Source organism: Chromobacterium sphagni, assembly GCF_001855575.1.
GTDB classification, from domain to species: domain Bacteria; phylum Pseudomonadota; class Gammaproteobacteria; order Burkholderiales; family Chromobacteriaceae; genus Chromobacterium; species Chromobacterium sphagni.
Genome location: NZ_MKCS01000002.1, coordinates 450,074 through 473,008 on the forward strand (window position 1 = coordinate 450,074; position 22,935 = coordinate 473,008).

Below are 22,935 nucleotides of genomic sequence, written 5' to 3' on the forward strand. Positions count from 1 at the left end.
CGCACGAAGACCCGCCTTAGCGGTTCTTCCGCATATCGACTCGCCCCGGCCACGCGCCGGGGTTTCTATTTCAGGGAGAGTGAAATGGCGCATTTGGTGGAAACCATGGCCTATGTCGGCGCCACGCCGTGGCATGGCTTGGGCAATCGTCTGTCGGAGGGGCTGCCGCTGGAGGTGTGGCAGCGCGAGGCGGGGATGGGTTGGCGCATTCAGGAAGCGCCGGTGCAGTTCCAAGCCGCTGAAGATGTTAGCGCTATCCGATCTCATGCCGATGCCAAGGTGCTGTATCGCTCGGATACGCTGGCGCCGCTGTCGGTGGTATCCAGCCGTTATCAGGTCGTGCAGCCGCAGGAGGTGCTGAGCTTCTACAACGATCTGGTTTTGGCAGGCGGCTTTGAGCTGGAAACCGCTGGTGTGCTCAAAGGCGGCCGCAAGTTGTGGGCGTTGGCGCGTACTGGACAGGGCATGCAGGTCAAAGGCCAGGATCAGGTCAATGCCTACTTGCTGCTGGCCACCAGCTGCGACGGCACGCTGTGCACCACCGCCCAGTTCACTTCGGTGCGAGTGGTCTGCAACAACACGCTGCAGTTCGTCATGGGCAGGGATGGCGGCGCCGTCAAAGTGCCGCATTCCACCCGTTTTGATCCCAAGTTGGTGAAGGCATCGCTGGGCATTGGCTTGTCGGCCTGGGATCGCTTCATGGCCGAGATCAAGCAATTGGCCAACCGTCCGATCTCGCCCGATGAAGCCAAACAGTATTTCAGCGATGTGCTGCGCGAGCCGGCAGCAGCATCGCCGCATGACCCGGTCTCCCGTGCCATGCAGCAGGTGACTGCCCTCTATGCCGGCGAAGGCCGCGGCGCACTGCTTCCCGGCAGCCGCGGCACGGCCTGGGGTCTGCTGAACGCCGTGACCGAATACGTGGATCATCGCCGCCGCTCGCGCAGCCAGGATCACCGCCTGGATTCGGCTTGGTTTGGCCAGGGCGCCCAGTTGAAGGAAAGCGCCTTGAAACACGCGCTCGCGCTCTTGCACTAACCGTTCTCGCTCGTCCCTTGATTCCCCTGTTCTGGCTTGGTCAGACAGGGGATTTTTTTATGCCTTTTCTGGAGAGTGTCACATGCCACACCCTATTGAAACGCTGGATGGCCAGCGCTGCCCGGCCCAGGAGCCGGCCGGCATTCGCCTATGGCTGTCTTCGCTGATGCAGGCCCAGCATCTGGCATCCGCGGATGCCATCTTGCTGCAGGTGAACCGACTGCCGCAAACCGGCGCCTGGCTGCTGAATCAGCTGCGTACTGCCGAACTCAATGATCAACTGCGTGCCGGATTGCCGTTCTCCACGCCCGGCCTGGGTCAAGTGTGCTGCACGCCAGGTTTTAATGCCCTAGCCGATCCCGACCGCTTCTTCACTGCAGTTCGAGATTTCAGCGTGTTCCAGATCGGTAACGATCCCTATCTGGAACACGACTTCGGCCAAGTAGAGATCGATGGCGACACGGTGTTCTGGAAGATTGACTACTACGCGCTGGATGGCGAGCAGGGTAGCGCAGCCCCCTGGGATGCCACGCAGACGCGCCGGGTGCTGACCCTCATGCTGGCGGAGGAATACTGATGCCGACATCCAAACAACAGGCTGAACCACGCTGGACCATGACCCTCCCTGTGCTCTCCACTTCACACATTCGCAAGCAAACCAAGGCCTGGTTGCAGATCAATGTCGGCGGCTGGGTCGAGCTAGCGTACGCCGAGTACAGCCATGGCTTCTTCATCGCCTTGGGGGAGGCCGATACCGATCCCGCCCAGCAGTTTCCAGATCATCCCGACCTGCAAGGTATTGCCAGCTGGGTTAAGGCGAATTATCCGGCGGCAACTTGGGTGCGACTGGATGCCGATGGCGACGTGGTCGACAGCTTGCCAAGTTACGACTGGGAAGAGGGAAACCTGGAGAGCAATGACCCCGGCTGCAGTCCTGAGCCCCCGGCCATTCTGGTCGTCATGTCAGGTGGGGAAGTCGAAGGCGTGTATGCCTCGCGGGCAGATTGCGAAGGGAAGATCGTGGATTTGGACGATGCCGATGATGACGCCGAGTATTTCCCGATGCGCGGCTTCAAGGATCGCCAAGCGTTTGCCGCCTATCGCGACCAGCTCACGCGCGTCGCTTAGCGTGGGGTGACTGGCGTCAGCCGCGCGCTCAGCCGTTCCACCATCTCCACCACCAGCGCCCGATCCTCTTGGCTGAGCGGGCTCAACAGCTGTTCCAGATACGCGGCCTGATCGCTGGGATTGGGGCTGGTTTCCGCCAGCAGGTCGTTGACGCCGCATTGCAGCGCCTGCGCCAGCCCTAGCAGCCGGGGCAGTGTAGGCGTGATGCGGCCGCGCTCCAACCGCGAAACCGCTTCCAGACCAATGCCCAATTGCTCGGCCAGGCCGTCTTGCGTGAGGCCGCGCGCCTTGCGGTAACGGGCGACGGTTTTCGCCACCCTTAGGTTCAACTGTTCCACATCCCGATCTGCATTTGACATCACGTCCTCCCGTTCAACCTGGATGGTCGTGAATCAACTCATTGACATGAAGTGCTCTTCAGGATGGAATTCAACTTTTAAAGTTGAAAATTGAAATGGCAGGATGAATGCAACGCATCAAGACAATGTCCTGCCTGGATGGTAACGATTGAAAAGGAGTTCATAAATGAAACGAAACCTTCAGCGCCGGGTTGGCGCTGGCCTCTTGTTAGCGCTGACATCGGCCCTGAGCGCATGTGGTGGCGGCGGAGATGCCTCGACCAGCGCCAGCTCGCCATCCTCTCCCCCGGCACAGGCGCAGACGCAAACCTCCGGCAAGGCGATAGATGGTTATCTGGTGGGCGCCAAGGTATGCGTGGCAGCTGCCAATGGCGCGAGCTGCGACAGCGGTTACCCCACGGTGACGACCGATAGCCAGGGCAACTATGTGTTTCCCATGGCGATTCCGACAGGCAAGATCATCTTGGTCGCCATCGATTCCGATACCCAGGATCTCAGTCGTCCCGGCTATACCTTTCCCAGCAAGGTGATGTTGGCAGCGGTCAGCAACGGCACGGCCTCGACCAATGTCACCCCGTTTACCACCTTGGTGGTGCGACAGATGCGTTATGGCATGTCGTATGATCAAGCCGTCACCGCCGCCAAGGCGGTGACGGGCGGCATGGATCCCAGTGTCGATTATGTCGCGGCGGGCAACCCATCTGCCCTTAAAACCGCGCAATCCATCGTCAACGCCCAGATAACTATCGGCGATGACGAAAGTGGTGCGCGGGCTGCCTGGGCGTCCAAGTCCGCTTCCGAGGCGGCGTTGATCGCCGCTCAGGATCAGCAGGCCGCAATCGCAAGACAGAACCCAGCTGTCGTTTCGGCGATGGATTTGCTGGTGGACGGCGTCACCAGCATCGGCAACGCCGCCAATGTGTCTTCCGGGGAGGTGAACGCCGGCAGTATGAGCAACTTCGGCAATTTCTTCGTGGGGACCAAATATCTGGCTGGCAGCTTGCTGGTGAATAGCAATGCCACTTGGGTAACGCAGGATGCGGCGAACGATGTCGGCAACCCCAATCGCTTTGGGTCGAACTCCCTGGCCAACAACTGCGGGTGCCTGGCGTATTCCTTGCAGCTGCCAGACGGCAGCTGGACGGAAATGCAGGAGAGCGCCAATTACTTCACGCCGGGGCCGCTTCTGAGTCTGGTGCACAAGTTCTATGGCGCCAGCGTGGAGGGCGACCATGCCGTGGCGCAGGATCGTAGCACCGGCATCCGCTATACCTACCGCTATCAACCTATCGCCGTCAGCGATCCGGCGTTTGCGCAGGCCTTGGGGGGTTACTTGTCGCCCGGCAATGTCAGCGCGTTGGCAGGCAAGGTGCCCGCAGTGGTGCCCACCTATCTGCAGACCGAGACGCGGGATCACGATGTCGTGTTCACCCAGCTGATCCATTACCCTGGTCGTGCCGACGGCATCCTTACGCCGCTGAAACTGTCGATCGACGGGCAGACCCACACTTACCTGGATGCCAACTATCTGGGGGAGCCATCCACGAGCTACTCCAGCGTCACCAGCGCCATCGGCATGCCCATCCCCGTGGTGGATTCACGTATTACGCCGGCGCCATCCGACCTCTACCCATTTGGCCAGTACAGCTACCACCCGGCGCTATTGGATGCGATGACGGGCTTTCACTACGACCCAACCAAAGATCGCAATTTGTATCTGCAGCCCAGCGGTGTCGTCACCATGCTGGATGGCGATTTCGCGCCCGTGGGCACCCGCGTGCTGATGAATTGGTCTGTGGCGCCTAACAATCCCAATGTGATCGTGGTGCATGTCAGCCCGGTCGATCGCGCCAAGTGGAGCAACCCCGCTTCATATGTCCCGCCTGACGGCGAGCTGGCCATCGTCTTGCAAAACGGCCATCTGAAGCAGGGCGTGTATCTTGCGGCCAGCACGCCGATCAACACCATCGTCGTGCGCAAGGCGGATTTTGGCGCCTGGTGGCAACAGCTGCTGCCACTGCTGCATTAAGCGTGTCTTGCGCTTCATTCAGACCGGCCAGCGGGATGTTTCCCCTGGCCCGATACCCTTTCCCCCGGGAGAAACAATATGAAATCTGCAGTCTGTGCGTGGCTATGTTGTGGCGCGCTCCTGGCCGCCATCAGTGGCTGCGCCCCACGCGTGCTGGAATACCGCAATGCGGAAATCGTCAACGGCAAGCTCTACGCCAGCGGCGCGAACGAGCCCTTCAACGGCAAAGTGACGAATGTGCCGGAAGACAAGATCATGCCCTCGATAATCCTTCCTTCGAAAGATGGGCTCTATCCGGTTCTGCAAGCGGCTGAAAATGTTCTAAAAATCGGAGCGGCTTACCTTGGCTTGGGTCTCATGTGCGATATCACGGTTCATGACGGCCTGCCGGATGGTGAGGCTAGCTGCCAACGTTCAGGAACCAGCAAAACAGTAGTGAAAGCTCATTTTAGCGGAGGAGTCTTAGAGGGAGACTTCGTAGCGCTAGATGATAGCGATAACCCGATGTTTACCGTGTCCTTTAATCGTGGGCAGGCCGATGGAAAACTGGAGATCTTCAGCCCCCATACCCACAAGCTGCGCTATCACGTCAACTTTGAGCACGGCACGCCTGTCGGTTCAGAGGAAGCCTTCAATGAGAACAGTGGCGTATTGGTGGGCCGAGCCGAATATGAGAATGGGAAGCTCCAGGGCGAGGTGGTCCGCTATGCAGACGATGGTAAACGTGTGATTTATCGGGCCCACTATGTCGAAGGGACTCCGGAAGGCGTAGAGGAGTCTTTCGATCCCAATACCGGGCAAGTTACTTCGTATGCCATTTGGGAGCATGGAGTGCAGACTACAACGCTCTCCGGTGACGAAGCCATACAAGCGCACAACGGCAAATCGCTGAGCGAAATTACTCATCCTTCGACCTCAACCATTTCGTCCGCTGATGTTGATGCCTGCCAACAGGCCTGGATGACCGCCTTTCGAAAAGAGCAAGGCGATACCGCCATCGTTACGCAAGACCAGATGACGGAATGGGAAGAACAATGCCGACAAGGTAAACGCCCCGCCTAACCCATCTCTCGTACTGCCAACCCAATGACCGCATAACGCCCATCCCTGGTTTCCCGGGGATGGGCGTTTGGCTTGATGACCTTTGGAGAACGTACATGACCCAACCTAAAACCCCCCAAGAAATCGCCCAGCTGCTGCAGGAGCTGTTTCAGACTCATGCCGGCGCCTTGCCTGCCAATCAACTCCAGGCGCTGCGCGAACGCATTGATGAGCTGGTGTATTACTCGGCCACGGTCGGCCTGATGGGCAAGAGCGGCGCTGGCAAGTCCAGTCTGTGCAACGCCTTGTTCGGTGAAGAGGTGGCCGAAGTCGATGATGTGGCGCCGTGCACGGTCTGGCCCACCGAATTCACCCTGGCGCATCAGAACGGCAAAGGCATCTCGCTGATCGATATGCCTGGTGTGGGAGAGTGCCAGGGCAAGGAGGCGGAATATGCCGAGCGTTACCGCGACATGCTGCCGGAGCTGGATCTAATCCTGTGGGTGATCAAGGCCGACGATCGGGCTTTGAGCATCGACGAGCAATGCTACAAACAGCTGATTCGGCCGCATTTGGTCGAGTTCGACATCCCGCTGCTGTTCGTGGTGAATCAGATCGACAAGATCGAGCCCTGCCGGGAGTGGAATGGCGCCAGCCAGTCTCCAGGGCCGCAGCAGCTCAACAACATCAGCCGCAAGCAAGTCGAGCTGTGCCGGCTGTTTGAAGTTCCGCTCAGCCAGATCCTGGTCATCTCGGCAGTGGAGGGCTACGGCCTGCAGCTACTGCTGGAGCAAATCATTCATCGTCTGCCCAAGGAAAAAAAGTGGAGCGTCACCCGTGAAGCCCGCGCGGAATACGTGACGCCCAGCATACAGCGGGAGTCTGTGACGGGGCTGTGGGAGGCGGTGAAGGATGCTGCCAAGGCGCTGCTGCGCGAAGGCTGGGCGACGATCTCCCGCAGGGTGGAGGGCTGGCTCGACAAACTATTTAATTGGTAATGGGAGAGGAGGGGGCTTTGTGTGCTAAGGCATATTTATGCAACAAGGCGCCAAGGATTCTAACGTCGGAGAGAGGTGTTTGCGCTGCGTACAAAGTGCGTACATGAGTGCAGACATTACAAATCAAAACGGGCCTTGTATCGCTACAAGGCCCGTAGAATATGGTGCCGGCGGCAGGAATCGAACTCGCGACCCCCTGATTACAAGTCAGGTGCTCTACCAACTGAGCTACACCGGCGAAGAGATGGGAATTATGCCCGGCTTCTCTTTATCTGACAAGAGTATCAATGCGTTTTTTTGTGCTTGGCGTGATGCTTCTTAGCTAGCTTTTTGTTTTTATGGTGTTTGTTCCTATGCGCCTTGGTCGGTTTGTGGGCTTTCTTGGCAGGGGAATGCGCGCTATGCGGTTTCTTCGTATGTTTCTTGCCGGCGTGGCGGTGCTTGGCGGCATGGGCATGGGCTTTGCCGGGCTTGGCCTTGCCATGGCTGGCTTTGGATTTTTGATGGTGCGGGCGGGCAGGCTTGGCGTGTCCCGATTTGCTGCGCGCAGGCTGAGCTTTGGCGGGTTTGCTTGCGTGCGGTTGGTGTAGAGGCTTGGCGGTGGGTACCGGCTGGAAGTCGCCGGGCAGGGGCTGGTCTTCCGGTTCGGCGTGGCTCAGCGGGCTGGACAGGGCCAGTCCGATTGCGATCAGCGGGCTGATGAGTTTAATGAGTTTCATATTGGCTTGAAATGGTGGTGGGATAAAACGACCAGGGTCGCACTCCATATTTGCCTATATTAGCATGAGTGCGGCACAGGGCCAGCGACCTGCCTGGCCCGGGCGTTTTCGGGGAGTTTTCCCGGATGCGGTTTCGCCGAGCGTTGAGGCCGCCGCGACCGCGGCGCTGGATGAGGAGCGGCAGGAATGAAGCTTTCCACCCGTCTGGGCATTCTGGTGTTGAACGCGGGGCTGGGCTTGGCGTTGATGGCCGGCGCGGCCTTGTACAGCCTGCACGTTTCCCTGATGGAAAATCATCGCAGCCAGATTCGAACGCTGCTGACGCTGGCCGGCAAGCAGGTTGCCCATTTCCAGGATCAGGAGCAAGGCGGCAGGCTGACTCGCGCCGAGGCGCAGCGGCGCGCAATCGAGGCGATGAGCGGCTTGCGCGACAAGAACGTTTATGTGTTTGCCCGCGATGGCAACAATCTGGTGCTGGTGCATCCGGACAAGCGCAAGCTGGGCAAAGCCGACCCTGGAGAAACCCTGCCGGACGGCCGTACCCTGGTGCAGGCTTATCATGATGTGCTGCGGGATGCGGATTTCGGTTTCGTGCAGATACGCACCCGCCGGCCAAACGGCAGCGTGCCGCTACCCAAGCTCAATGCGGTGATGCGTGTTCCCGGCTGGGATTGGACGATTGGGACCGGCGTGTTTCTCGACGATATCGACCAGGCGTTCGACAGCCTGGCGTTGAATTTGCTGTTGATCGGTTTCGCTATCCTGGCGGTGGCGACGGCGTTGGCCTGGCTGGTGGCGCGCTCCATCTACCGGGTGATAGGAGGCGAGCCCGATCAGGCCTCGCGCACGGCGCTGGGGATTGCGGCGGGAGACCTGACCCTGGATATCCATAATTGCGATCGGAACAGCCTGATGGGGGCGATTGCCGCCATGCAGGGCAGTTTGCGCGACATGATAGAGCGCTTGCAGGACGGCGCAATGAATCTGGCGCAATCGGTCAACGGATTGAGCGGCCAGATGCGGCGGATCAACGATGCGGCGCTGCAATCGACGCGGGCAACCAGCGCCACCAGCATGGAGATCGAGTCGATGTCGGCTTGTTCCAGCCAGGTGACGGTCTGCGCGGAGGAGACGGAGAACAATTCGCTACGCTCCTGCAAGCTGGCCGGAGAGGGGGAGGCGCTGGTCAACCAGGCGGCGGAAGAGATGCAGCGGGTCTCAGGACGGATAGAGGGCGCCTCCAATCTGATAGGCAGCCTGGCGCAGCGCTCGCGCGAGATCGACGGCCTGGCGATGGAAATCAAGGAAATCGCCGACCAGACTAATCTGCTGGCCTTGAACGCGGAGATTGAGGCGGCGCGGGCGGGGGAAACCGGCCGGGGCTTCGCGGTGGTTGCGGACGAGGTGCGCAAGCTGGCCGAGCGCACCACTGAGGCCACGCAGCGGATTGCCGGGATGGTTGAGAGGATACAGGTGGACACCGATTCGGTGGTCGGCAGCATGAGCGAGGTGAGGCCGTTGGTATTGCAGGGTGTAGATAGGGCGCGGGAGGCGGCGGTGGCGCTGCGCGAGATCAACCAGGGAGCGGCGCTGGCGCTGGACAAGATACGCGACATGTCCAGAGTGGTGGTGGAGCAGCGGCAGGTGGGACGCAGCGTGGCGGAGAATGTCGAGTCGATTGCGCGGATGGTCGGAGAGTCGCAGGCCTCGGCGTGTGCCGCGAATGGCGACGTGGACGCGCTGGCCGATCTGGCCCGGCAGTTCAAGGATTCGGTTTCCAGTTTCCGCTTGTAGCGCCGACGCTTTGCTGGATGGTGATCCGCCGCCGGCGGCCCCGTTGCCCGATGGGTTTCCTGCGCCGGCGCCTGGAGCCTGCACATCTTGCGGGATCTGGACCGATAGCCAGGGCGTATCCGCTTTCGGCGTAAAAAAACCGCACAGTTACGGCTGTGCGGTTTGCTTTGGGCATGTCGGCGGCGTCAGCGCTGTCCTGGCTTATTGGCGCTGGCGGCGGCGCGCACCGACTTGACTTCCAGAAAGCGGGAGTAGGCGTCGATGCGGCTGGTGGCGCTGCCGTCCTGGATGCCGGCGTCGCTCATGATGGTGTAGTAGGCGGCGGCCTGGAACGGGGCTGTCAGCATGTAGCCGCTGCGCAGGTAGTTGGTGTCCTTGCTATTGCCGGCTCCGGTGGTGCCGTTGAGGCGGCCGGCGTAGTGGCGGTCGCCCAGGCGCATCACGTCGAGGACGGTGTTGGCGATGGGAACCAGTTGCGCGGCCTGCAGGCCATAGCGGCCGCTATGATACAGGCGGTACAGGCCGGCGGTATCCAGGCTGCCATGGCTGTTGTCTTCGCCGGAGGTGTCGGGCATGGTGTAGCCCCAGTCGTAGGCCGGGCGGCCGGCCTTGTCGGTGTAGCGGGTCAGGCCGGACTGCAAGAACCAGTCGAGGTTGGCCTGGACGATCTGGTCGTAGCGCTTGACGCGGGCGGGGTCGTCCTTCAGCAGTTCATGGGCCTGGGCCAGGTTGAGGAAGCCGTAGTCGAACATCATCTGCTGGTTCCATGGCACCGGCAGGCCGCCCTTGTAGGGCGCGTTGGCGGCGAAGTACATGCGGTTGCCGTCGCTCAGCTTGACCAGAGATTTGAGGATGTGCTGGTCAACCGTCTTGTCGGCTTCGCTCAGATAAGTCTTGGCGCGCAGCAGATAGGTGGCGCCGAAGCGGAACGGGTCGCCGCCGGCCACTTTCTGGTTGTAGACGGCGGTGGTTTTGAGGATCTGGCGCGCGCAGTTGCCCAGGTGTCCCACCGGGTCGCCCTGTTCGCCGCCGGTCTGGATCGGGCTGACGTCGGGCTGGTTCGGCCATACCGGATCGACGCGGCCGGTCCAAATCACGCGCTGGCCGGCGGGGGCGGGCAGGATGTCGTTGCGTTCGGACAGCAGCGCATCGCAGAAGGACACCATCTTGTCCAACAGCGCCTGGCGCGGAGCGATATCGTAAACCAGCGCCATGGCCTTCAGGTTTTCGCCGCTGTGGCCTTGCGCCCACTCGTTGCCGACATTGGAGGCGCCGGCTTGCAGACCTTGCGCGAAGTCGACGAAGGACTGGATTTCATTTTGGGTGACCGGGCCGTCCAGGCTGTCCACGGTCATGGCGGCGGCCTGCGCGCTTGCGCAAGCGACGGCCAGGCCAATCGCCAAGGCCGATTGCAGCAGGGTTTTCTGTTTCATTGTCGAGTCTCTCATCCGGAAACATGGTTGGCAGGGTGTCGCGAGAATCTGATTGTAATATTTAGCCCCGGTTTCCCATTCTATTTGACCCTGTCGGGGGCGGGGAAAATGTCGCCTGCGCCGCGGCGCAAAAAAAACGCGCAACCCAGGCTGCGCGGTTTCTTAATTCGACTCGTGGTTGAGTGGGTCAGCGTTGCTTTTTCTTCTTGGCGCTGGCGGCTTCAGCGCGTTGCGATTTTACCAGCAGGAAGTTCGAATAGGCCTCTGGCGCGTTGGTGCTTGCGCCGTCCTGGATACCGGCGTCGCTCATCATGGCGTAGTAGGCATCTGGGCGCGACAGCGCGGTGACCAGGAAGCCGTTGCGCAGGTAGTTGGTTTCGCCGCCGTGCTTGCTGTCGTTGTCGCTGGTGCCGTCCACGCGGCCGGAGTAGTCGCGGTTGCCCAGGCGCATCACGTCGAACACGGTGTCGCCAAAGGGCTCTATCTGCTTGGCGGCTAGGCCGTAGCGGCCGCTCAGGTACAGGCGGTAGAAGCCGGGGACGTCCAGGCTGCCGTGGTTGCTGTCTTCGCCGGTGATGGCGGGCATGGCGTAGGCCCAGTTGTACGCCGGGCGGCCGGCCTTGTCGGTGTAGCGGGTCAGGCCGGACTGCAAGAACCAGTCGAGGTTGGCTTGCACGATCTGGTCGTAGCGCTTGACGCGGGCGGGGTCGTCCTTCAGCAGTTCATGGGCCTGGGCCAGATTGAGAAAGCCGTAGTCGAACATCATCTGCTGGTTCCACGGCACCGGCTTGCCGCCCTGGTAAGGCGAATTGACGGCGAAGTACATGTGGTTGCCGTCGCTCAGGTTGAGCAACGATTTGAGGATGTGCTGATCAACCGTCTTGTCGGCTTCGCTCAGATAGGTCTTGGCGCGTTGCAGATAGGTGGCGCCGAAGTGGAAAGGGTCGCCGCCGGCCACTTTCTGGTTGTAGACGGCGGTGGTTTTGAGGATCTGGCGGGCGCAACTGCCCAGGTGGCCCACCGGGTCGCCCTGTTCGCCGCCGGTCTGGATCGGGCTGATGTCGGGCTTGTTGGGCCATACCGGGTCCACGCGGCCGGTCCAGATCACGCGGCGGCCGGCAGGGGCCGGCAGGATGTCGTTGCGCTGCGACAGCAGGGTATCGCAGAAGGACACCATCTTGTCCAACAGTGCCTGGCGCGGGGCGATGTCGTAAACCAGCGCCAGCGCCTTCATGTCCACGCCGCTGTTGCCTTGCGCCCATTCCTCGCCTGCGCCGGAAACAGCGGGCTGCAGACCTTGGGCGAAGTCTACGAAGGACTGGATTTCATTCTGGGTGACCGGGCCGTCCATGCTATCCACGGTCATGGCAGCGGCTTGCGCGGTGGCGCATGCCGCGCCCAGGCATAGAGTCAGGGTGAGTTCGCGGGCGTGTTTCAGTTTCATCTTGCGTTCCGTTCTGGCAAACATCGGAGGATTCCCGCGCGTTTTGGCGGGGTGCATGCTACAGAACGGAGCAATAGTCGGTCTGGTTTACCGAATTGTTGTTTTAACTAAAATTTAATAATAACTGGCCTTATTCACAATTATCTGTTTCGGATTAGCTCGCGGCCATGCGCAATCAGGTGGCTGGCGATGGAGATGGCTGTTGGCAGAGCGGGCAGGGCATCGATGTCGAACCAGCCGGCGTCTTCGATTTCGCCTTCCTGCGGACGGATGTCGCCGTCATCGTATTCGGCAATGAAGGCCAGCATCAGCGAGTGGGGGAAGGGCCAGGATTGCGAGAAGGCGTAGCGCAGGTTCTTCACCCGCACGCCTACTTCCTCCCAGGTTTCGCGGTGCACGCATTCCTCCAGCGTCTCGCCGGGTTCGACGAAACCGGCCAGCGCGCTGTACACGCCAGGCGAAAAGTGCGGGCTGCGCGCCAGCAGCAGTTCGCGGCCGCGGTGGACCAGCACCATCATGGCCGGCGAGATGCGCGGATAGTAGATCTGGCCGCAACTGGGGCAGTGCTTGCCCAATTGGTCGCTATTGGTTTGCAAAGGCGTGGCGCAGTGGCCGCAGAAGCGGTGGCTGCTGAAAAACTGCCGCAGCTGGGCGGCGCGCGCCACCGCCTGGACCTGAGTGGCGGGCAGGGCCAGCAGCGCGGGGCGCAGCGCCAGCCATTCGCCGCCGGTCGGCGGCGCGCCCACCAGATCCGCCATGAACAGATTGTGTTGCTCATGAATGCCGAGGAAGCGTTGACCGGTCAGCGCGCAACCGGCCGGCGCGGATTCCGGTAGAGTCTTGTGCCGCAGCCACAGCCGGGAACCATCGAAAATGCACCAGCGCTCGGGCAGTTCCGGCGCCGGATGTTGCGGGAGTTCGAAAGACATGATGCGAAAGTCATGATGGGAAGCGCTCAGTTTACGCCCACTCCGGCTCCAGCGTACATCCAGTGTTCGCTTTGCCGCCGCACCACCTCGCTGAGCGAACCGCTCTGGTCGTGGACCTGGCGCAGCCATTGGCTGTCGCTATGGCGTTTGAGCGCGCGCTGGCGCAACTGGGCCAGTTGCGCCTGGCAGTTGAGCGTCTCGGCGTGTTCTTCCAGTTCGCGCAGCGTGTCCAGCAGGTCTTCCTGCAGGCCCTGCTGGCGGTTGGACCGGGCGTCCACCAGCACGCCATCGAAGCCGAAGCGGCAGGCCTGGAAGCGGTTGTAGCTGTAGGTGAGATAAGGCTCGGCGCTGATATCGCGCCAGTCTTCGGCAAAGCAGCGCCGCGCCAGCATCTGGGCGTAGGCGGCCAGCAGCACCGGGGTGTCTATGGCCAGCGGGGTATCGCAGATGCGGATCTCCACTGTGCCGTATTCCGGCTTGGGGCGGATGTCCCAATAGAAGTCCTTCATGCTGGCGACGATGCCCAGCGAGGCCATGCGCTGGAAGTATTCGTTGAAGCCGTCCCAGCTATCCACCACCGGCATGCAGCCGGACAGCGGGAAGGCGTTGACGCTGGTCAGCCGCGAAGTCTGGAACGAGGTGTCCACACCCTGATAGAACGGCGACGACGCCGACAGCGCGATGAAGTGGGGAATGTAGCGCGCCAGATAGTGGGTGAGCCGCACCGCGGCGTCGCCGTCCGGGCAGCCGATGTGGATGTGCTGGCCGTAGACGGTGAACTGCTTGGCCAGATAGCCGTACAGTTCGGACACCAGCTGGTAGCGCTCCTTGGGGTAGATGCGCTGGTCGTCCCAGTGCTGGAACGGATGGGCGCCGCCGCCGGCCAGGCCCAGGTTGAGCTTGTGGGCGCTGTCCACCAGTAGCTTGCGGATGGCCAGCAGCTCTTCCAGCATCTGGTTGACGTCATGGTGGATGGCGGTGCCTATCTCTATCATGCCCTGGGTGATTTCCGGCTTGATGTCGAAGCCGTGCGGCTTGCGGTTGATCTGCAGCAACAGGTCGTCGGAGCCGCGCGTCAGGTTGTAGTCGCGGCGGTTGAGTATCATCAGCTCCAGCTCCACACCCAGAGTAAGCGGCTGGCTTTGGTTGAATTCAAGCATGGCTGGCTCCTGCGGTTTCCCCGGCCAGGCGCAGGGCCAGTCGGGTGAGGATGGGGGCGACGATTTCATTGATCAGCAAGGCGGCCATCAGCGCCGCGCTGAACGTGGTTGCGGCCGTGCCCAACGACACCATGCCCAGGCCCAGCAGCAGCGCCGAACCGCCGGTGAGCGGGCTGAGCGCCAGGCCCAGCCAGGCGCCCTGTTGCCGCGACAGGCCATTGCCGCGCGCCGCCAGCCACCAGACCAGCATGCCGATGCCGCTGCGCAGCAAGAGACAAAGCAAGGCCAGTTGCCAGTGGGAGGCCAGCGCCTGCGGCGCCAGTTGCGCGCCGGCGGCGACGAAGAAGGCGACGGTAAAAACATGGCTCAACGACAAGATGCCGGGCTCGCTGACGGTATAGCCGTGGCGCAGGCTGCGGGTGCTCATGCCGGCCACCAGCAGCGCCAGCAGGGCCAGCAGCTGCAGCATGTCGGCCAGGCCGACGATCAGCGCGATCAGGCCGAACAGCATGACCCGCTGCGCGTCGCGCTGGCGGCCGCCCAGCCAGCGGTTGAGTTGGGTGGTGACCAGTCCGGCCGCCAGGCCCAGCGCGATCGAGCCCAGAATCAGCCAGCCCGGCATCAGGATGCCGTCCTCCACGCTGTGGTTGGCGGACAGATGGCTGTAGGACAGCGCCAGCGCGAAGCCTATCATCGCCAGCAGGCTGGACAGCGCGGTGGCGGCGAGCAGGCGCTCGCTCACCTGGCCGTCGGCGCGCGATTCGCGCACGATCTCCAGCACTACGATGGGTGAGGTGGCCATGCCCAGCGCGGCCAGCATCAGGCTGGCGGCGGCGCCGAAGCCGCTGCCGCTCAGCAGCGCATATAGCCCGCCGAACACCAGCAGGCAGTAGAGCAGGGTGGTGGCGAGCAGGGTTTTCTCCACTCTCAGCCAGCGCAGGTCGACGCGGCGGCCGGCCTCGAACAGCGCGATGCCCAACGCCAGCTGCACGAATAGCGAGGCCTCGTTCAGCAGCTGCTGGTCCAGCAGATTGAGGCTATGCGGGCCGATGACCAGGCCGGTGAGGATGTAGCCGGTGATGGCTGGCAGGCGGGCGACGCGGACGGCGATCTGGCCGCCTATCACGCCCAGGGCCAGCAAGATGCCGAACGCCGCCAGCGGGTTCAGCATCAGATCGTGCCAGATGGGGACGGTCATGATTTTCTCCTGTGGTGCAGGGCGGGGAGGCCATTGAATTGCGCCGCCGCGCCCAAAGGTATCTATGACTGACGCGATTCAAGGCCAAGAGTTCATGCTGCTAGACTGGATGCGCCGCCTGGGCGGCAAGCGGGTGCCGCCCGGGTTGCTGGAAAAACTGCGGAACGAAGCGGCGGCGATGCCTTTGCTGATCGGCTTGTCGGCTGAGGAAAACGGCCGCCTGCTACAGTTGGCCGGCGAGTTGCTGCTGGCCAAGACCATCACCGCGCTGGAAGACATGGCAGTGGACGACGCGATGCGTTGCCGGGTGGCGCTGCAGCTGGCCCTGCCCGGCATGAATTTGGGCATGAGCGCCTATGGCAACTGGCGCGAGGTGGTGCTGTATCCGGCCCCCTTCGTGGTGCGCAACCGCTGGCAGGACGGCATGGGGCTGACCCACGAGGCCGAGCAGGTGCTGATAGGCCAGGCGCATTATCAGGGGCCGCTGGTGCTGTCGTGGCCGGATGTCAACGAGTCGCCGCTGCTGGACGGCTGGAACGTGGCGCTGCATGAGATCGCCCACCAGTTCGACATGCTGGACGGTCCGGCCAACGGCGCGCCGCCCTTGCACAAGGGCATGGACCGCGCCTTGTGGAGCCGCGCCTGGAACCAGGCCTACCGCCAGTTCTGCCGGGCGGTGGACGCCGGAGTGGACGGCTGGCTGGACCCATATGCCAGCGAGAATCCGGCGGAGTTCTTCGCGGTACTGAGCGAAGCTTTTTTCGAGATACCCCATCTGGTGCGGCGCGATTACCCGGCTTTGTACCGGCAACTGAGCCTGTTCTACAAGCAGGACCCGGCCGCGCGTCTGCCCGAGGTGGCGGAGACGGACCTGTTGCCGCCGCCTCCGCCGCCCGATCACTGAGCTAGCGCCTCCCGCTTGGCGCTTTTCTCCTGCGCCAGCAGATAGCAGCCCACCAGCAGGCCGATCAGGCATTGCAGCAGCAGATAATAGGCCGGCGCCATCGCATCGTATTTCAGCCAGATGGACAGGATCACCGGCGTCAGGCCGCCGGCGAAGGCGTAGGCGACGTTATAGGAAAACGACAGTCCGGAGAAGCGCACCGCCGCCGGAAAGGCGCGCACCATCACCAGCGGCACCGCGCCGACGATGCCCACGCAGAAGCCCTGCAGCGCGTATAGCGGGTAGAGCTGGCTGCTGTCCTTGGCCAGGACGGTATAAAAGGCATAGCTGCTGGCGCCCAGCAGCGCGCTGCCGCCGATGAAGGTGAGGCCGCTGCCGATGCGGTCGGAGAGCAGGCCGGCCACCAGGCAGCCCAGGGTCAGCGCCACGATGGCCAGGCTGTTGGCGCGCAGCGCGTCCACCGGCAGGATGTTGAACTGTTTCTGCAGATAGGCGGGCGCCATCAGGATGGCCACCACGATGGCGATGGCAAGAAACCAGGTGGCGAACATCGACAACGCCACGCCGGTCTTGTGCTTCTTCAGCACCGTTTTCAGCGGCAGCTCTTCGGACAGCGCCTTGCGCGCCTTCAACTCGGCGAACACCGGCGTTTCATGCAGCCACTGGCGCAGCTGCATCGCCACCAGCCCGAACACGCCGCCGATCAGGAAAGGCAGCCGCCAGGCCCAGTCGGCGATCTGCTGCGGGGTGAAGGCCAGGTTGATGGCGGTGGCGATCAGCGAACCCAGCAGGATGCCGGCGGTGAGGCCGGAGGTAATCACGCTGCAGGCGAAGCCGGTGTGGCGGCTGGGCGAATGCTCGGCCACGAACACCCAGGCGCCCGGCACTTCGCCGCCTATCGCCGCGCCCTGCAGAATGCGCAGCGCCAGCAGCAAGAGCGGCGCCAGAATGCCGATGTCGTGATAGGTGGGCAGCATGCCCATCGCCAGGGTGGGCAGGGCCATCAGCAGGATGCTGAGGGTGAACACCCGCTTGCGGCCCAATAGGTCGCCGAAATGCGCCATCACGATGCCGCCCAGCGGCCGCGCCAGGTAGCCGGCGGCGAAAATGCCGAAGGTTTGCAGCTGGCTCAGCCAGTCGGGCATGGCGGGAGGAAAGAACAGCTTGCCGAGTACCACGGCGAAAAACACGAAAATGATGAAATCGTAGAACTCGAGCGCGCCGCCCAGCGCGGCCAGCCCCAGGGTTTTGTAGTCCTGGCGCCCTAGCGGGCGAGCTGAGGGAAGGGTAAGGGTGCGGTTGTCCATCGGTGGCTTTCCTCTATGTCTAGTTATGCGCAGACCGTATGGTTTTTGAATATCGGCTGCTGCAGCCAGAGTAAATGAGCCACTGCTGTCTGACAATACAACTGATTCGCCCTCACTTCACCGCGCCGTCCATGCCGCGCATGAAGAAGCGCTGGCAGCAGACGAAAACCAGCAGCACCGGCAGGATGGTGATCACCGCGCCGGCCGCCACCATGCGGGTGGAGGTGGCGAAGGCGCCTTTCAGGTACAGCACGCCCACCGACAGCGGGTATAGCTCGGGCGTCTTCAAGACCACGCTGGGCCAGACATAGACATTCCACGACCACACCAGGGTGAAGATGCCCAGCGTGGCGAGGTGGGGCAGGGAAAGCGGCAGGCAGACGCGGCAGAACACCTGCCAGTCGCTGGCGCCGTCCATCCGCGCCGCGTCGACGATCTCGTCCGGAATCTCCTCGAAGGCGTGCTTCATCAAGAAGATGCCGAAGGCGCCGGCCAGCGAAGGCAGCACCACGCCCAGGCGGGTATCGTCCAGCCCCAGTCGCGAGATGGTGACGTAGTTGCTGATGAAGTTGATCTCGCTGGGCAAGAGCAGGGTGGCGATGATGGCGTAGAACACCAGTCGCCGGCCGCGGAATCTCAGCTTGGCCAGCGGAAACGCCGCCAGGGCGGATACCGCCAGCGTGCCGATGGTGGTCAGCCCTGAGATCCACAGCGAATTCCAGAAGAATCGCGCCAGCGGAATGCTGTCCCACACCGCGATGAAGTGCCGCCAGCCGGCGTCGCGCGGCCACAAGGGCGGCGGGAAGTCGAACACCTGCTCGCCGTTGCCGAAGGCGATGCCCAGCGTCCAGATGAAGGGGTAGCAGCAGGCGATGGACAGCGCCAGCAGCAACAGGTAGTCGGGCAGATGGCGCAGCGCGCGGCGGCGGACGGCGGGGCGGAGCAGGGCGGCGGCGGTCATGGTGTCCTCAGCGGTGGTCGGCGCGGATCAGGCGGAAGTTCAGCCAGGCCAGCAGCAGGCAGACACCGGTGAGCGCCAGGCCGGCGGCGGCACCGCGGCCGAAGTCCAGCTGGTTGAAGCCCTGGTGGAAGGCGTAATACAGCACGGTGTAGGTGGAGTTCAGCGGCCCGCCGCGCGTCATCACCAGCACTTCTTCAAAAGCCTTCAGCGCGTCCAGCGTGGAAATCAGGCTGCAGAACAGGATGGTGGGCTTGAGCATCGGCAGGGTAATGCGCCAGAAGCGCTGCCAGCCATTGGCTCCGTCCAGCCGCGCCGCTTCCTGCATCTCGGCCGGTATCGATTGCAGGCCGGCCAGGTACAGCACCATGTAGTAACCCAGGCCGCGCCAGTAAGTGACCAACATCACCGAATACAGCGCCAGGCTGTCGTCGCTGAGAAAGCCGATGTCGCGCTCCACCGCCAGCAGCTTCAGGTAATGTAGCGCGCTGTTGAGCACGCCGTAGTCGGCGTACATCCAGTTCCACATGATGCCCACCACCGATACGGTGGTGATTACCGGCAGGTAGAAGGCGGCGCGGAACAGCCTGATGCCTGGCAAGCTGCGGTTCACCAGCACAGCCAGCGCGATGCCGGACAGCTGGATGGCCGGCACCACCAGCAGGTATTTCAGCGAGTTGGCCAGCGCCTGCCAGAACACCACGTCGTCCAGCAGATAGCGGAAATTGTCCATGCCCACCCATTGGGGCGGCGAGACCAGGTCATAACGGGTGAAAGCGATGAAACTGCCGAACAGCAGCGGCCAGAAGGTGAACACTCCCATCAGCAGCAGGGCGGGGACCAGGAACAGCCAGGCGTTGCGTTCCGACGATTTCATGATGCTTTCCGTATGCGCTGAAAAGCGCCCCTTTCCGGCGTGCCGGCAGGGGCGAGGACGGGGTGGCGTCGGCTTCCGTTGTTACTTCAACTGCCGGTTCCAGAATGCGACGGCGTCGTCCAGCGCTTTCTGCGGGTCTTTCCTACCGGTGACGGCGGCTTCCACATTGTCCACCAGGCTCTTTTTCAGATCGGCGACATTGGGCACGCCGGTCAGCACCAAGGTGCGGATATTGCGCGCCACCTTGGCGCCTTCTATGCGCGAGCTTTCGATGGCGCCGCCGCCCGTCGATGTCTTGACGAAATAGCTGTCGGCTAGCGCCGCGTGGGTGGAGGGGAAGGTGGCGCCGGTCACCTTGGCGAAAGCCAGCTGCTGGCTGTCGCTGGTGAGGAAGCGGGCGAACTTCACCGCCTCCAGCTGAGTCCGTGCCGGCAGGCCCTTGGATATCGCCCAACTGAATAGATAGCCGCCCTGCACGATGCGGGTGGGCCCCAGCGGCGCCGGCTGCACCACGGTGGCGGCGTAGATGCGGTGGGCGTCCTCCTGGGTTTTTTGCGCGGCGGTGGGCGCGGTTTCCATCATCGCCAGCCGGCCGCTGTTGTAGAGCTTGATGCTGTCCTGGTAGTTGTCGTCGGCGAACAGGCTGTCGCGCGCCAGCGCGCCCGCCTGGTAGGCGTCGGCGAACTTGCGGATCAGCGCGACGTGGCGCGGGCTGTTGAACACCGCCTTGCCGTTTTGCAACAGCGGCAGGCCCTGACCCAGCATGATGCCGTCGATCTGGCCCAGTTGCGGCAGCAGGCCGGCCACACCGGTCTTGGCCTTGATGGTTTTCGCCAACGCCAGCTCCTGGTCCAGGCTGGTGACGGGCTTGCTGGCGTCCAGGCCGGCCTTCCTGAACAGTTCGCCATTGAGCACCAGCACGTTGACGTTGTTGTACCAGGGCAGGCCGTACAGCTTGCCGCCGAAGCTCAGGTCGGACAGGGCGTTGGGCAAATAGGCGGCCTTGTCCGCGCCCAGCGCGCTGTCCAGCGGAATCAGCGTGCCCTTCTGCGCGTACTTGAATAGCCGCGGCACGTCGTGGTTGACCAGCGCCGGCGGCTTGCCGGCGGCGATGGCGGCGTTGAGCTTGGTCTCGAAGTTCTCGTTGAACACGTCCACCCATTGTACTTCCACCTCCGGGTGTTGCGCCTCGTAGCTCTTCTTGACCGTGGCGAAGTAGCCGTCGAAGCGCGGCTTGAGCGAGTCGGTCCAGAATTCCAGCTTGATCCTGTCGGCATGGGCCTGGCCGGCAAGGCCGCAGGCCAGCAGGGCAAGGCTGGCCAGCGCCAGTCGGTTCGGTTTCATCGTTGCCTTCTCCTTATGGTTCTCAACGTTGCAGCAACAGCAGCGCGCCGCGGGTGGCGTCGCCCTGCGCCGGCACCAGTTGGCGGCGGAAGCCGGGCGGCAGCCAGTCGTGCAGCGCCTGTCCCAGGCCGCCGCACAGCGCCGCAGGCAGTTCTCCCTGCGGGTCCAGCGCGCGGGCGATGGCCCAGGCGTCCTCGCCTGCCTGGCGGAGCAGCGCGTCGGCTTGCGGATCGGTGGGCGCCGCGGCCAACACCAGCGGCGCCAGTTGGGCGAATTGCGCCGGGGTGGCGCGGCCGTTCCAGCCCATCATGCTTTGCCAACTGCCGCCGACGAATTCCAGCACCGCGCGCGTCAGCGGGCTGTGGGCGTTGCGGCCGTCCAGCGCCATCTGGGTCAGCTGGGCGGCTCTTTGTCCCAGCCAGGCGCCGCTGGCCTCATCGCCGCTAGGGTAGCCCCAGCCGCCGACTTCTCGATGGCTGCCGTCCGGGTACAGCGCCTCGCCTATGCTGCCGGTGCCCAGCGCCACCACCACGCCGGGCTTGCCGCCGTGCGCGCCCAGCAGGGTGGTGAAGCCGTCAGTGGCCAGCTTCAGCGTGGCGAAGCCGGGAGACAGCGACTTGAATTGTTGGGCCCACTGGCTGTTGTGAACGCCGGACAGGCCGATTCCCAGCCCGCAGTCGCCGTATGGCGGCAGGGGGGAATCCAATTGAGCAAACGCTTGCCCGAGCGTGTTCAGGATGGTTTGCCAGGCTTTTTCTATGCCCAGCGACAGCGCCGAGCCGGGGCCTTCCGCCTGGGCGAGCGGCTTGCCGTCCGCCGCGGCGACGAGAACCCGGGTGCCGGTGCCGCCGCCATCGACGCCAATCAAGAATCGAACGGGAGTGAGCATGGTGGTGTGGCTTGCAAGCCGCCTCGCAAATAAATAATGACATTTGGATTGCTTGCAGTAAAGCATTCGTTATTTATTTCGTCAAGTTGATTTATTTAATAAGGCTTTTAATGACAAACGCTTGTCTGGCGGCGTGGGCCGCGCCATACTCCCGCCTCATGAAACTGCCCGTCGCCAAGCCGGATCCGCTGATGGTGTCCGGAACCAATCTCGAGCATGCGCGTTCGCATAACCGCCGGGCCGTGCTGGAAACCATACGCCTCAACCGGCGGCTTACCCGGGCCGACATCTCCAGGATGACGGCGTTGACGCCGCAGACGGTGTCCAATATCGCCGCCGAGCTTCTGGATGCCGGCATGCTGCTGGCGGGGGAGCCCCTGCGCGAAGGCGCACGCGGCCAGCCGGCCATCCCTCTCAGCATCAATCCGGATGGGGCCTATTCGATAGGCGTGCAGCTGGACCAGCAGGCGCTGATCGCGGTGGTGGTGGATTTGTCCGGCCAGGTGCGTTCCAGGGTGGAGCTGGCTGTGCAGCGCCCGACGCCCGAACTGGCTTTGCCCTTGATCGCAGCCGCGGTGGAGCGGCTGCGGCTCGAGTCGGCGCTCAATTGGAACCGGTTGCTGGGCATGGGGCTGGTGATGCCGGGTCCGTTCGGCGTCGAGGGCATGACCTCGGTGGGGCCGACCACGCTGCCGGGCTGGGAAGGGATGGATGGCGAGGCGCTGAGCAGGGCGTTGGGTCTGCCGGTGCTGCTGGAGAAGGATGCCACTGCCGCGGCGATAGGCGAGCGGCTGTACGGCATGGCCAGCCAGCTGCAGAACTTCGTCTATCTGTTCATCGGCGCCGGCCTGGGCGCCGGCCTGTTTCTGGATGGAAGGCTGTACGCCGGCGGCCGCCACAACGCCGGCGAGATCGGCCACATGATCGTGGCGCCCGGAGGGCGCCTGTGCGAATGCGGCAATCGGGGCTGCCTGGAGCGATATGTGTCGCTGCAGGCGCTGTACGAGGCGTTGGATTTGGCGGGCAGCGAGCGGGCCACGCCAGAGCATCTGGCGCGGTTGGCTGTCCAGCCGGAGGGCGAGGCCTGGCTGGACAGCGCGGCCGCGCCGTTGCGACAGGCGGTGAACATCCTCGAGTGCCTGCTGGACATCGAGGCGGTGGTGATCGGCGGCCTGTTGCCGCCCGCCTGGATGGCGGAGCTGGTGCGGCGCTTGCACCCTTTGCCGGTCTCCACCCGGCACCGCGACGGCGAGCGCCTGCGTTTGGGCAGCGCCGGCCGCGATGTGGTGGCGCTCGGCGCCGCCGCCTTGACGATTTTCGACGAGTTCAATCCGCAGTACGAGGTGTTGCTGAAAAACGGCCGGGGCTGAGCGGAATCGACCGCGG

The 22,935-nt window shown here is 63.1% G+C and carries 21 protein-coding genes and 1 tRNA gene; 9 read left to right on the forward strand and 13 right to left on the reverse strand.

The window, feature by feature from the left end:
* Positions 1–84 precede the first annotated feature (84 nt).
* The 3 genes from BI347_RS17955 to BI347_RS17965 all read left to right on the forward strand — a co-directional run bounded on the left by BI347_RS17955 (position 85) and on the right by BI347_RS17965 (position 2,166).
* Positions 85–1,038: a DUF932 domain-containing protein gene (locus BI347_RS17955; protein WP_071116626.1), complete on the forward strand. Its 954-nt coding sequence runs from the start codon at positions 85–87 to the stop codon at positions 1,036–1,038.
* An 82-nt stretch (positions 1,039–1,120) separates the two neighbouring features.
* Complete coding sequence (locus BI347_RS17960) at positions 1,121–1,615, forward strand: DUF3768 domain-containing protein (RefSeq protein WP_204378100.1); 495 nt, start codon at positions 1,121–1,123, stop codon at positions 1,613–1,615.
* Positions 1,615–2,166 (forward strand): DUF5983 family protein, encoded by a 552-nt coding sequence (locus tag BI347_RS17965; RefSeq protein ID WP_071116627.1) that lies wholly within the window; start codon positions 1,615–1,617, stop codon positions 2,164–2,166. The genes BI347_RS17960 and BI347_RS17965 overlap by 1 nt, the downstream gene beginning before the upstream one ends.
* Here the strand turns inward: BI347_RS17965 and BI347_RS17970 are convergent.
* Complete coding sequence (locus BI347_RS17970; RefSeq protein ID WP_071116628.1) at positions 2,163–2,525, reverse strand: helix-turn-helix domain-containing protein; 363 nt, start codon at positions 2,523–2,525, stop codon at positions 2,163–2,165. The genes BI347_RS17965 and BI347_RS17970 overlap by 4 nt on opposite strands.
* Before the next feature lie 166 nt (positions 2,526–2,691).
* Between BI347_RS17970 and BI347_RS17975 the strand changes: the two genes are divergently transcribed.
* From BI347_RS17975 to BI347_RS17985, 3 genes are all read left to right on the forward strand, one after another.
* Entirely contained in the window at positions 2,692–4,554 is a 1,863-nt protein-coding gene (locus BI347_RS17975) for a hypothetical protein (RefSeq protein ID WP_139167255.1), read from the forward strand.
* Between the two features lie 78 nt (positions 4,555–4,632).
* Positions 4,633–5,616: a toxin-antitoxin system YwqK family antitoxin gene (locus BI347_RS17980; RefSeq protein WP_071116630.1), complete on the forward strand. Its 984-nt coding sequence runs from the start codon at positions 4,633–4,635 to the stop codon at positions 5,614–5,616.
* Between the two features lie 95 nt (positions 5,617–5,711).
* Positions 5,712–6,593, forward strand: coding sequence for a GTPase family protein (locus tag BI347_RS17985; protein ID WP_071116631.1), 882 nt, complete (start codon positions 5,712–5,714; stop codon positions 6,591–6,593).
* 162 nt (positions 6,594–6,755) lie between these two features.
* Here BI347_RS17985 and BI347_RS17990 read toward each other — a convergent pair.
* A tRNA-Thr gene (locus BI347_RS17990) sits at positions 6,756–6,831 on the reverse strand.
* A 46-nt stretch (positions 6,832–6,877) separates the two neighbouring features.
* Positions 6,878–7,312 carry a hypothetical protein gene (locus BI347_RS17995; RefSeq protein WP_071116632.1) on the reverse strand — a complete coding sequence of 145 codons (435 nt, stop codon included), beginning with the start codon at positions 7,310–7,312 and terminating at the stop codon, positions 6,878–6,880.
* A gap of 186 nt (positions 7,313–7,498) precedes the next feature.
* Between BI347_RS17995 and BI347_RS18000 the strand changes: the two genes are divergently transcribed.
* Positions 7,499–9,106 (forward strand): methyl-accepting chemotaxis protein, encoded by a 1,608-nt coding sequence (locus tag BI347_RS18000; RefSeq protein ID WP_071116633.1) that lies wholly within the window; start codon positions 7,499–7,501, stop codon positions 9,104–9,106.
* Between the two features lie 185 nt (positions 9,107–9,291).
* Here the strand turns inward: BI347_RS18000 and BI347_RS18005 are convergent, their stop codons facing one another.
* The 5 genes from BI347_RS18005 to BI347_RS18025 all read right to left on the reverse strand — a co-directional run bounded on the left by BI347_RS18005 (position 9,292) and on the right by BI347_RS18025 (position 15,270).
* Positions 9,292–10,539, reverse strand: coding sequence for a hypothetical protein (locus BI347_RS18005; protein WP_071116634.1), 1,248 nt, complete (start codon positions 10,537–10,539; stop codon positions 9,292–9,294).
* Between the two features lie 187 nt (positions 10,540–10,726).
* Positions 10,727–11,983, reverse strand: coding sequence for a hypothetical protein (locus BI347_RS18010; protein ID WP_139167256.1), 1,257 nt, complete (start codon positions 11,981–11,983; stop codon positions 10,727–10,729).
* 140 nt (positions 11,984–12,123) lie between these two features.
* A complete protein-coding gene (nudC, locus tag BI347_RS18015; protein ID WP_071113257.1) occupies positions 12,124–12,912 on the reverse strand; it encodes an NAD(+) diphosphatase in 789 nt (262 codons plus the stop codon).
* Between the two features lie 26 nt (positions 12,913–12,938).
* On the reverse strand, positions 12,939–14,072 hold the full coding sequence (locus BI347_RS18020) for a YbdK family carboxylate-amine ligase (RefSeq protein ID WP_071113256.1): 1,134 nt from the start codon (positions 14,070–14,072) through the stop codon (positions 12,939–12,941).
* A complete protein-coding gene (locus tag BI347_RS18025; protein WP_071113255.1) occupies positions 14,065–15,270 on the reverse strand; it encodes a cation:proton antiporter in 1,206 nt (401 codons plus the stop codon). Before BI347_RS18025 ends, BI347_RS18020 begins: the two co-directional genes overlap by 8 nt.
* 64 nt (positions 15,271–15,334) lie before the next feature.
* On the opposite strand from BI347_RS18025, the gene BI347_RS18030 reads away from it, so the two are divergent.
* Positions 15,335–16,174 carry a M90 family metallopeptidase gene (locus tag BI347_RS18030; protein WP_083339029.1) on the forward strand — a complete coding sequence of 280 codons (840 nt, stop codon included), beginning with the start codon at positions 15,335–15,337 and terminating at the stop codon, positions 16,172–16,174.
* On the opposite strand, the gene BI347_RS18035 is transcribed toward BI347_RS18030, so the two are convergent.
* From BI347_RS18035 to BI347_RS18055, 5 genes are all read right to left on the reverse strand, one after another.
* A complete protein-coding gene (locus BI347_RS18035; protein WP_071116636.1) occupies positions 16,168–17,481 on the reverse strand; it encodes an MFS transporter in 1,314 nt (437 codons plus the stop codon). The genes BI347_RS18030 and BI347_RS18035 overlap by 7 nt on opposite strands.
* 112 nt (positions 17,482–17,593) lie before the next feature.
* Positions 17,594–18,442, reverse strand: a complete 849-nt coding sequence (locus BI347_RS18040; protein WP_071113253.1) for a carbohydrate ABC transporter permease — start codon at positions 18,440–18,442, stop codon at positions 17,594–17,596.
* Positions 18,443–18,449: 7 nt separating this feature from the next.
* Complete coding sequence (locus BI347_RS18045; protein ID WP_071116637.1) at positions 18,450–19,316, reverse strand: carbohydrate ABC transporter permease; 867 nt, start codon at positions 19,314–19,316, stop codon at positions 18,450–18,452.
* Between the two features lie 81 nt (positions 19,317–19,397).
* Positions 19,398–20,660: an ABC transporter substrate-binding protein gene (locus BI347_RS18050; RefSeq protein ID WP_071116638.1), complete on the reverse strand. Its 1,263-nt coding sequence runs from the start codon at positions 20,658–20,660 to the stop codon at positions 19,398–19,400.
* A gap of 22 nt (positions 20,661–20,682) precedes the next feature.
* Positions 20,683–21,549 (reverse strand): glucosamine kinase nucleotide-binding domain-containing protein, encoded by an 867-nt coding sequence (locus BI347_RS18055; protein WP_071116639.1) that lies wholly within the window; start codon positions 21,547–21,549, stop codon positions 20,683–20,685.
* Between the two features lie 158 nt (positions 21,550–21,707).
* On the opposite strand from BI347_RS18055, the gene BI347_RS18060 reads away from it, so the two are divergent.
* A complete protein-coding gene (locus BI347_RS18060; RefSeq protein ID WP_083339031.1) occupies positions 21,708–22,919 on the forward strand; it encodes an ROK family protein in 1,212 nt (403 codons plus the stop codon).
* Positions 22,920–22,935: the final 16 nt, after the last annotated feature.